We start from the raw sequence: 7320 nt of genomic DNA, 5'->3' as shown, positions 1-7320 counted from the left end.
CGGACGAATTCCTTGGGGGGTAGAGCACTGGATGGATGCGGGGGTCGCGAGATCTACCAATTCTAACCAAACTCCGAATACCCAAGAGAACTATCCGGCAGACACACGGCGGGTGCTAACGTCCGTCGTGAAAAGGGAAACAACCCTAACCATCATCTAAGGCCCCCAAGTCACGGCTAAGTGGGAAACGATGTGGGATTGCTTTGACAACCAGGATGTTGGCTTAGAAGCAGCCATCATTTAAAGAAAGCGTAACAGCTCACTGGTCAAGCGATCCTGCGCGGAAAATGTAACGGGGCTCAAGCCGTGCGCCGAAGGTATGGGTTTGCAGTTTACTGCAAGCGGTAGCGGAGCGTTCCGTAAGCCTGTGAAGGTCAGCTGTGAGGCTGGCTGGAGGTATCGGAAGTGAGAATGCTGACATGAGTAGCGACAAAGAGTGTGAGAGACACTCTCGCCGAAAGTCCAAGGGTTCCTGCGTAAAGCTAATCTGCGCAGGGTTAGCCGGCCCCTAAGGCGAGGCCGAAAGGCGTAGTCGATGGGAACCAGGTGAATATTCCTGGGCCAGTTGGAAGTGACGAATCCCGTAAATTGTTAGGGCTTATTGGATTGCTCCTGGCAGTGAAGGGGTTCCTGGAAATAACTCCAACGGAGACCGTACCCGAAACCGACACAGGTGGACAGGTAGAGTATACCAAGGCGCTTGAGAGAACTATGCTGAAGGAACTCGGCAAATTGCACGCGTAACTTCGGGATAAGCGTGACTCACCTTGCGCAAGCAAGACTGAGTGGCACAGGCCAGGGGGTAGCGACTGTTTATCAAAAACACAGGGCTCTGCGAAGCCGCAAGGCGACGTATAGGGTCTGACGCCTGCCCGGTGCCGGAAGGTTAAAAGGAGGGGTGCAAGCTCCGAATTGAAGCCCCGGTAAACGGCGGCCGTAACTATAACGGTCCTAAGGTAGCGAAATTCCTTGTCGGGTAAGTTCCGACCTGCACGAATGGCGTAACGACTTCCCCGCTGTCTCCAGCATAGGCTCAGCGAAATTGAATTCCCCGTGAAGATGCGGGGTTCCCGCGGTCAGACGGAAAGACCCTATGAACCTTTACTACAGCTTCGCCTTGGCGTTAGTGACAACATGTGTAGGATAGGTGGGAGGCTATGAATCCGGGGCGCCAGCTTCGGGGGAGCCAACCTTGAAATACCACCCTTGTTGTTACTGACGTCTAACCGCGGTCCGTTATCCGGATCCGGGACATGGCGTGGCGGGTAGTTTGACTGGGGCGGTCGCCTCCCAAAGTGTAACGGAGGCGCGCGATGGTGGGCTCAGAGCGGTCGGAAATCGCTCGTCGAGTGCAATGGCATAAGCCCGCCTGACTGAGAGACTGACAAGTCGATCAGAGACGAAAGTCGGCCATAGTGATCCGGTGGTTCTGCGTGGAAGGGCCATCGCTCAACGAATAAAAGGTACTCTAGGGATAACAGGCTGATTTTGCCCAAGCGTCCACAGCGACGGCAAAGTTTGGCACCTCGATGTCGGCTCATCACATCCTGGGGCTGGAGCAGGTCCCAAGGGTTCGGCTGTTCGCCGATTAAAGTGGTACGTGAGCTGGGTTCAGAACGTCGTGAGACAGTTTGGTCCCTATCTGCCGTGGGTGTACGAAGCTTGAGAGGATCTGTCCCTAGTACGAGAGGACCGGGATGGACACACCTCTGGTGGACCTGTCGTGGCGCCAGCCGCGCAGCAGGGTAGCTAAGTGTGGAATAGATAACCGCTGAAAGCATCTAAGCGGGAAACTAACCTCAAAACAAGGCTTCGCCGAGAGCCGTGGTAGACCACCACGTTGATAGGCCAGGTGTGGAAGTGCCGCGAGGCATGGAGCTTACTGGTACTAATCGCTCGATCGGCTTGATCGTTCTTATCAAAACTCATGAACTTGAGCTTTGTCCTGCCAGACATCCTGCCCAACCGCAGGAGCCGATGTCTTCACAGCGTATCGTCTTCGTTGACCTGGTGGTTTTGCCGGGGGGTCCCCACCCGATCCCATTCCGAACTCGGTCGTTAAGCCCCTCTGGGCCGATGGTACTTCGTCTTAAGGCGCGGGAGAGTAGGTCGCCGCCAGGTCTACCAAGACGATACGCATGATCATCCAACCTTCTCATCACAATCCGACCCGGTATTGCCGCGGGGTGGAGCAGTCCGGTAGCTCGTCAGGCTCATAACCTGAAGGTCACAGGTTCAAATCCTGTCCCCGCACCCAAACTTCGAACGGCCCCGCGAGCGCAAGCTCCGGGGCCGTTTTCGCGTTCCGGCTTGCGCCCTCTGCCGCGCTCCGCTGGTCGGATGCGGAGAGACGCCGCTTCCTGCGCCATCTGCGGCCCTCTGACGGCCGATGAAGCTCGACCACCGTCACTTCATGCCGGCTCAGTTGCGGAAATGTCCGCCTCTCGGTCCTGCCGCAGTTACGCCGCGTTGGCGTCGCGGCTGACGTGGAGCATGGGGACCGACATGGTCGAGACGGTGGCGTTCATCCGCAGCGCTCAGCAGGCATGGTTCGGTCGCATACGGCCCTACCTGCTCGACGCGAACCTCAACGTCGGGAGCGGGCACGGCTTCTTCTCCGACGCCGCCAGGCGGGCCGGGATTGCGATGACGTCGCTCGAGGTGGCGGTACCCGAGGGGTCGATCGAGCCGGAGCAGGTGGTGCTCTATGACGGCGCGCACATGCCGTTCGGGGATCGGGCTTTCGACGCGGCCATCGCCATGTACGTGCTGCATCACACGCCCGATCCGGCGAAGGTGCTCGGCGAGATGAAGCGCGTGTCGCGCAAGCGGATCGTCCTCGTCGAGGAACTCTACCGGCATTGGCCTGGCAAGCTCGGCCTCGCCCTGCTGGACCTGTGGGTGAACGCGAGCGGCGGTTTACGGTCGCGTATCCGCTGGGGCAGCTATCTCACCCACAGGCGACTTCGCTCGCTGGCCGAGGACGGGGGCTGGAAGGTGAGCCACACCGAAAACCGCGCCCGTCCGGGCTTTGACGAGGTGCTTTGGATCATCGATCGGGGGTGACGTTGCCGCGCTCCACCTACGCCGTCGCTGGTTCGATTTTGACCGCAGGCCGCTCCCAAACCGGGTAACGGGGCATGCTCAGGATCAGCAGCCCGCTCAACAGCGAGCCGGCGATGCCGGCGATCAGGAACGCGGTGTAGTCGCCGGTGAAGTCGTGGATCCAGCCGGCCAGCCAGGGTCCGACTCCGCTGCCCAGGGCGATCAGCGCCGCCATGACGCCGAAGATCTTCCCGAAGTTCCGCATGCCGGCGAAGCGGGTGGTGAGGTAGCCGCAGATCTGCAGCTTCGTTCCCGAGGCGTAGCCGTTGACGATCATCGCAACCACGATCAGCCCGGGCGTGCGGAACGGCTCCAGGAGCAGCAGGAAGGCGATCGCCCCGGAGCCCAGGGTCAGGCCCCCGACCCAGTTCGGCGGATAGCGATCGAGCAGGGCGCCGGTGACCAGCTTGCCGACGATGCCGGCGACGCCGCCGAGGCTGGCGAGCCAGGCGGCGTGGCCGCGGGTGACGCCAGCTTCCACCAGGATCTGGAACACGTGGACCATCAGGCCGATGGTCAGCGCCATCATCAACAGGGTGGATATGCCGACCCGCCATAGCGCCAGATCGCGCCACGCCTCGGCGACGCTCAGGCCTGGCAGATCGGGCCGGGTCTGCGCATGACCCGCCGGGCCGGCGGGCTCAAGGTGGAAGTCGCGCAGGAACGGCAGGCAGACGAGCAGGGCGAAACCCGCCCAGCCGAAGCCCAGGCACATGAAGGCGATGCGCCAGCCGAACTGGTCGATCAGCCAGTTGGCCAGGGGCGGGGTGATCGTCTGGGCGACCGCCGTGCCGGCCAGGGTCAGGCCGAGCGCCAAGCCGCGCGCCGTGGAGAAGGCGCCGGCGACCGACGCCGACCAGACGGTCGACTTCACCGACATCGAGATCACGCCATAGAGGCACCAGAGGATGATCCACTGGGTGAATGAGCCGCTGACCAGGCCGAACGACGCCACCAGCGCCCCGGTCGCGACCAGGCCCGGCAGCGCCAGTCGGCGCGTACCCCAGCGGTCGATGAGGATGCCGAAGAACGGCGAGAGCGCGGCCGAGATCAGGCCGGCGATCGATATGCCAGAGGACAGCTGCGCGCGGTCCCAGCCGAACTCATGGCCCAACGGCTCCATGAACACCCCGGCGGCGGCGCTCATGACCGAGTGGAAGGAAAAGCCGATCGAGGCGGCGAGGACCAGCGTCCAACCCCGCCGCCATTCCTGCATCGCCGACGCTTGCCCCTGGTCCAACTCTATTCCCTCATTCGCTCGGTACGCCGCCCTGGAGCCATATGCGACCAGAGTTGCAAAGAGATGCCTCAATGACTTCCAAGTCGCACAAATTTATGTAGCATGGCAATTCAAGGGGGGTGAAGAGTACCCCCTACGTGCTGCGGGAGGTCCATATGCGATGCTACGTCGCGCCATCCGACATTCGCCGGCTTGACCGGCCGGTCGCGTTCGTCGGCGTGCAGACGGGCGGCGCGGTTCCCAATGCGAACCTGTCCTGCGACGTGCCGCGGCGACGCCGGCGCGCGTAGGGCAAGCCCCGCAGGCGTCGAGCATCCGCCTGCGGGGTCTCTCTGGATGCTTGGGAAACGCCACCGACAGAAAATAACGGGGCAGGGGAAGGCACATGATGAATCTTCGTTTCGCAACGCTGGCGAGCGTCAGCGTTCTGGCGCTCGGCGAACCGGCTTGGGCGCAGAGCAGCGCGGCTCCGCCGGTGGAGGATCGCGCTGCAGCGACGATCCCGGAGCTGGTCGTGACGGCCCGGCGGCGACAGGAGTCTCTGCAGGAGGCGCCCTTGTCGATGAACCTCGTGACGAGCGAGGATCTCGAGAAGCTGAACCTTCGGAATTTCACGGAGATCACGTCCGTGATCCCCGGCTTCCAGACGGTGCCTGGCGGCGCGACCGTCCGCGGCATTGCGTTCAGCCAGGGCGCCTCAGGCAACAACCCGACGATCGGCTTCTACCTGAACGACGCGCCGGTGCCGGCGAGCGATCTGTTCCAGACGATGTTCGACATCGGCCAGATCGAGTTGCTGAGAGGCCCCCAGGGTACGCTGCGCGGCCGGGCGTCGCCTTCGGGCGCGCTGACGCTGACCACGCGTCGACCGAGCCTCCTCAGGAGTGATGGCTACGCTGAAGTGACCGGGACAGACCGCGGCGGGGTCAACCTCAACGCGGCGGTGGGCGTGCCGATCATCAATGACGTGCTCGCCGTGCGCCTCGCCGGCCTCATTGACGAGGGCGAGGGCACGGGGATCAACAGCATCCACTCGGACATCGCGCCCTACAGCCGGTCGCAGGCGATCCGCGGCACGGTCGTGTTCGAGCCGATGGACGATCTTCAGTTCATCTTCACGGCGCAGAACTATCAGAGCGCTGCGCGCTCGTTCATCCAGGCCGAGTCGACCGCGACGATTCCCGGCTTCCCGTTCATCAAAGCCAGCGACCGCGTCGGGCTCCAGGACTTCCCTGAGCAGGCGCGCGCCGAGAACACCAACTACAACCTTCAGGCCCAGTACCGCGTCGCCGGCCAACTGCTGAACTATGTCGGCCAGCGCACCCGGGTCGACACCGAAACCCTGCTCAACACGGACCTCGGGGACATTTTCGGTCCCGGCACGCCGTCGGCGCTGCAGGGCTTCGGCATGTACACCGAGACGCCGGTACGGACGTGGGCGCACGAACTCCGGCTCTCGTCGGAAGATCGGGTGTTCGGGATCTTCGATTACATCGTCGGGGTCTTCTACAACGAGCTGAAGTCGACTTCGACGATCTACAACCCGTTCGGCATCAGCTTCACGCCGCCCTCGACCGCGGCCCTGACCGTCTCGACGAGCATCCGCGACAACAAGTCCGAGGAGACGTCGTTCTTCGGCAATCTGACCGCGCATCTGGGAGAGGACACCGAGCTGTCCGGCGGCGTCCGTCACATCAACTACCAGGTGGACGCCGGGCTGTGCGCCTACGCCGACGTGCCAGGCTTCACCACGCCGGTCCGCGGGCCGATCACGCCGGCCGGATCGTGCGTCCCGCGCGCCTCCTTCGACCAGCACGAGAAGTTCAACACCTGGATCTACACGGGATCCATCAAGCACGACTTCAGCCAGGATCTGATGGCCTATGCGACCATCGGCTCGTCGTGGCGCCCCGGCATTTTTGCGGGCGGCTTCCCGGGCGCGGTGCTGACCGATCGGCAGCGCTCGTTCCTGGTGCTGCCGCCGGAGAAGTCGACGTCGTACGAGATCGGCGTCAAGTCGAGCCTGCTCGATAAGCGGATGCGGCTGAACCTGGCGGCCTTCTACCAGGATTTCAGCAACTACCCCTTCCGCCCGACCTCGCCGCTGTTCTTCGTGGCGCAGACCGCTTCCGGCAGCCTGACCCGTTTCAACCAGTCGCTGTTTGTCGCCGCCGTGCCGGCGAAGGTGCATGGGGTCGAGCTCGAGTGGGCCTTCGCCGCAAACCAGAACTGGGAGATGAGCGCCAACGTCGCCTACGCCCACAGCAAGATCAGCGACGGCACGGTCCCCTGTAATGACTACTTCGCGCCGTTCGGCTCGGCGGATCCGGGCGACCGGGTGCCGACGGCGGCCGACATCATCGCCGCGACTGGGGGGCAGAACATCGGCCAGTGCCAGCTGAGCATGTCGGCTTCCACCGCGCCGGAATGGAGCGCCAACCTCCAGTCCGAGTATCACATCCCGCTCAGCGACAGCCGGGAGGCGTTCGTTCGCGGGCTCTTCACCTGGAACGGCCACAACAGCAACGACCCGCTGAATACGATCGACTCGGTGAAGAGCTACGGCCTGCTCAACCTCTATGCCGGCCTTCGGGACGACCAGGGCGGCTGGGAGGTCATGCTGTATGGCAAGAACATCACCAATACCGAGCGCGTGCTGAGGCGCGACAGCAGTCCGTTCACGGTCACCTACGTGTCGGGTCGGACGCCGGTGACCGCCGTTGCGCCCTACCGCCGCATCGGGGTGAACGATCCGCGGGAATTCGGCCTGAACGCCCGATACCGCTTCGGCGCTCGCTGAGCCGCCGGAGACCGACCAGCCGCCGCCGTCGAACAGCGTCCGCGCGGCTGGTCCTCGCTCCCGAAGCGATGCGACGCGGTCCTCGCCGCCTCTGACTCCGTCCGCAGCGCTGCAGGAGACGCCCCGCGCTTCACCGCGTCACAACAATCTTGGAGGCAAGATGCACGAGTTGCAG

General features: G+C 63.3%; 3 protein-coding genes, 1 tRNA gene and 2 rRNA genes (1 of these 6 cut by a window edge). 5 read left to right on the top strand and 1 reads right to left on the bottom strand.

Annotation, left to right across the window (positions count from 1 at the left end; translation table 11 throughout):
- The 4 genes from ACSQ14_RS19905 to ACSQ14_RS19890 form a co-directional block, all read left to right on the top strand.
- Positions 1-1913: ribosomal RNA gene (locus ACSQ14_RS19905) — 23S ribosomal RNA — on the top strand (it extends 877 nt beyond the left edge of the window).
- Between the two features lie 93 nt (positions 1914-2006).
- Positions 2007-2121: ribosomal RNA gene (gene rrf, locus ACSQ14_RS19900) — 5S ribosomal RNA — on the top strand.
- A 59-nt stretch (positions 2122-2180) separates the two neighbouring features.
- Positions 2181-2257 (top strand) — tRNA-Met (locus tag ACSQ14_RS19895).
- Between the two features lie 248 nt (positions 2258-2505).
- Entirely contained in the window at positions 2506-3066 is a 561-nt protein-coding gene (locus ACSQ14_RS19890) for a class I SAM-dependent methyltransferase (RefSeq protein ID WP_436015978.1), read from the top strand.
- A 16-nt stretch (positions 3067-3082) separates the two neighbouring features.
- On the opposite strand, the gene ACSQ14_RS19885 is transcribed toward ACSQ14_RS19890, so the two are convergent.
- Positions 3083-4345 (bottom strand): MFS transporter, encoded by a 1263-nt coding sequence (locus ACSQ14_RS19885; RefSeq protein ID WP_436015977.1) that lies wholly within the window; start codon positions 4343-4345, stop codon positions 3083-3085.
- Between the two features lie 385 nt (positions 4346-4730).
- Here ACSQ14_RS19885 and ACSQ14_RS19880 point away from each other — a divergent pair, with 385 nt between their 5' ends.
- Entirely contained in the window at positions 4731-7145 is a 2415-nt protein-coding gene (locus tag ACSQ14_RS19880) for a TonB-dependent receptor (RefSeq protein ID WP_436015976.1), read from the top strand.
- The last annotated feature ends 175 nt before the right edge of the window (positions 7146-7320 follow it).

This window comes from Phenylobacterium sp. LjRoot219 (assembly GCF_964252995.1).
GTDB lineage: Bacteria > Pseudomonadota > Alphaproteobacteria > Caulobacterales > Caulobacteraceae > Phenylobacterium.
This window is presented reverse-complemented; position numbering and strand designations above follow the sequence as displayed.

Coding starts and splice junctions, on each gene's coding strand:
- ACSQ14_RS19890 (WP_436015978.1), top strand. CDS start 2,506: ATGGTCGAGACGGTGGCGTTCATCCGCAGCGCTCAGCAGGCATGGTTC.
- ACSQ14_RS19880 (WP_436015976.1), top strand. CDS start 4,731: ATGATGAATCTTCGTTTCGCAACGCTGGCGAGCGTCAGCGTTCTGGCG.